This window comes from Streptomyces griseorubiginosus (assembly GCF_017614965.1).
Classification (GTDB): Bacteria; Actinomycetota; Actinomycetes; order Streptomycetales; family Streptomycetaceae; genus Streptomyces; species Streptomyces griseorubiginosus_B.
Genome location: NZ_WVUG01000527.1, coordinates 1 through 3,156 on the forward strand (window position 1 = coordinate 1; position 3,156 = coordinate 3,156).

Sequence of the window (3,156 nt, forward strand, 5' to 3'; positions counted from 1 at the left end):
GACGAGGACCGCCCCGACCACCTCACCGTCACCGTGCGGGACGCGGGTGCCGGCCGGGACGGCACGTACCACCTGTCCTGCCACCCCGGCAGCGGCGACCACCCAGACGTGGCCGGTGCCTGCGCGGCCCTCGACCGTGGGACCCACTGGGGCCGGGAGACCTTCGCGCCGGTCCCCGACGGCAGCATGTGCACCATGCAGTACGGCGGCCCCGCCACCGCCCATGTCACCGGGACCTGGGCCGGGCGGCCGGTGGACGCCTCGTACAGCCGTGGCGACGGGTGCGAGATCGCGCGCTGGGACCGGATGGTGCCGTTGCTGCCCGATCTGCGTTCGCAAGGGCGGTCGTAGCATCCGACAGCGGAAAGCAAGGACGGTCGGTCAAATCGTCCGGAAGCACGGTTGCCTCGTCCGGAGGACCGTCGCGCCATCCGGGAGGACCGTCGTGTCGTCCGAGAAGACCGTCGCGCCGTCCCGGAGGACCGTCGCGCCGATGAATGTGCTCACAGGCTTTCCATGGCGGAAACCAGGGGTCCGTAAAGTCGCGCAGGCCAGGGGAGGCGGTCACACGTTCTACTTCACTTCGTCGTGCGACCTCCCTCTCATCCGGCGTCGTCGGCGCAATCGGTGCCCTTAGACTCCCTCGCGTGACACGTCGCGGGCAGGTTGGCAAGATGGCCCGAGCGGTCGGCAAGGTGCGGTAACAGGGAGGAAGCGTCTCGTGAGCAGCAGGCCATCCCGAGGCGCTGCTCGCCTCGCAGCCATACTGGACGCGCTGCCCGACGCGTTGGTGCTGGTCAACGCCAACGGGACCGTCGTCAACGCCAACACCATCGCGCTCGAGGCCTTCGAGGCGCCCGGGACCGCGCTGGTCGGGCGCGGGCTGCTCGACCTGCTGCCCCAGTTCGACTCCAAGCTCATTCCCGGGTCCATGCGGCGGCCCGACCACATGGACCCGCGCGGGCGGACCAAGCCGACCCGGATGGTCGCCCGCCGCACCGACGGCACCGAGTTCCCGGTCGAGGTCACCAGCGCCAACCTGGAGAACGGCCAGCAGGCGTACGACGGTTACGGCTACAGCGGCGACGAGCTGCTGATGCTCGTCGTGCGCGATCTGACCGGGACCGTGGACACCGAGGCCGAGCTGGCGCGTTCGCAGCGGCAGACCGAGATGATCCTGCGGGCCGCGGCCGAGGGCGTGGTCGGCACCGACACCGACGGACGGATCGTCCTGGTCAATCCGGCCGCCGCGCAGATACTGGGCTACCGGGCCAGCGATCTCGGCGGCAAGGAACTGCACACCCTCGTCCTGCACTCGCGCGCCGACGGCTCCCCCTTCCCGTACGACGAGTCGCCGCTCGCCGACACCCTGCGCTCCGGACGCAAACACCGGGTGCGCGGGCAGGTGCTCTTCGCCAAGAACGGCGACCGGGTCTCCGTCGACCTGACGACCGCGCCGGTGCGCGACGGCGACCAGCTCGTCGGCGCCGTCATGACCTTCACCGACCGCCGGCCCTACGACGCCCTCGCCGACGAAAAGGCCGCGCAGGAGAAACGGCACGCCGAGGAGCTGGACCGGCTCGAGGAAGAACACGCCTCCGAGCTCACCGCGCTGCGCCAGAAGCACATCACCGAGCTCGAGGAGCTGCAGGAGCGGCACGACGAGGAACTCGCCGCCGGCGAGGAGCGGTACGCGGCGCTGGGCGAGCGCGAGAAGGACCGGTACGAGGCCCTCGCCGGGCGGCACGAGCAGTTGCTGACGCTGCTGGGGCGGTCCCTGCGCGGGCCCCTGGACGAACTGCGCCGCGAGCTTGCGGCGCTGGCCGCCGACGACGCGGGACAGCTGTGGCCAGAGGCCAACCAGGTACTGCACCATCTGTCCGCCGGCTACTCGCGGATCACCACCCTCATCGACAACGTCCTCGGCTACCAGCGGCTCGACGCCGGGGCCGAACAGATCACCCGCACCAAGGTCATGCTCGACGCGGTGGTCGCCGCCGGTGTGGACGGGGCCGTGGAACTCATCGGGCCCGGTCGGGTGCAGTTCGCCGTGCACGCGCCGCCCATCGAGGCCGAGGTCGACCCGCAGCGCCTCGCCGGCGCGCTCGCCCATCTGGTCGCGGACGTCGCCGGCGTCGACGCGACCGGCAACGCGCCCGTGTCCGCGGGCGGTTACATGGACAACACGGTCGTCGTCGCGGCGGCGCAGCGCGGCGAGGTCGTCCGTATCGAGGTGCGCGGGCCGTACGCCGGGGGAGACCCGGTGCACGAGCCCATCGTGCGCGGGATCGTGCGCGCCCACGGCGGTGTGCTGCAGACCCATGAAGTGCCGGGGATGAGTGGCAGCGCGTACGTCCTGGAGGTGCCCATCGGCGGCGGCGCCGGAGCCGTACCGGCCGCGGGCCCCGCCGAGCTCCCGGCCGCCGAGGACACCTCCGGCGGCCGGCGCCGGGCCCGGCGATCCTCCGTCGACGCGTTCCTGGACGGCGAGGGCTCGGAGGACTCCGGCGACGCCGAATCCGGTACGGCGGCGGAGGCGGAGCCGGGCACGCCGACGGGCCGGCGCCGCAGGCGTGCCGTGGAGGAGTCGGCGGCAGCGGCGGCCGCCACGGGTGCCGGAGGTGCCGGTGCGGTCGAGGTGGCCGACGGTACCGGGCGCCGGCGCGGGCGATCAGCCGAAGGCCCCGGTGCCGGGGTCTCCGAGGGTGCTGTGGTCACGGCTGCCGAGCATGCCGCGGGGACCGCTGCCGCCGGGAGTGGGCTGGGCGGGACGGTACCGCCCCAGGGCGTACCCGCACCGTCGGGACGGCGCGCCCGGCGTGACGGGGGCGAACAGCATGCGTTGCCCGCGGCGCTGCCGCCGGCCGGGTCATCGGCGGGGCAGGCCGGGGCCGGGGACGGACAGGCCGTCCCGGCGGACCAGGCAGGCGAGGGGAGCCAGCCGACCGGGCGCCGGCGCCGTGCGCTGGCCGCCGCGAACGAGCGGGCGGCGGCGCAGGAGGCGGGACCTCGCGCGGTGTTCGCCCTGCCTCCGGCGGAGGCGGACCGGGCGCCGGGAGGTGCTTCGGGCGCCAGTGCCGGTGGGGGTTTGAGTGCGAGTGTGGAGGCGGGCGCGGGCTCGGTGAGTGCGGGTGCCGCAGGTTCGGGTGCCGGGGG

Annotated in this window: 2 protein-coding genes; both read left to right on the forward strand. The window is 73.8% G+C overall.

The window, feature by feature from the left end:
• Window positions 1-351 (forward strand): SSI family serine proteinase inhibitor (locus GRC12_RS43115; protein WP_208785893.1); only part of this gene is annotated, 351 nt, incomplete at its 5' end.
• Window positions 352-721: 370 nt separating this feature from the next.
• Window positions 722-3,156: PAS domain-containing protein (locus GRC12_RS43120; protein ID WP_208785894.1), on the forward strand; the 2,435-nt coding region annotated here is incomplete at its 3' end.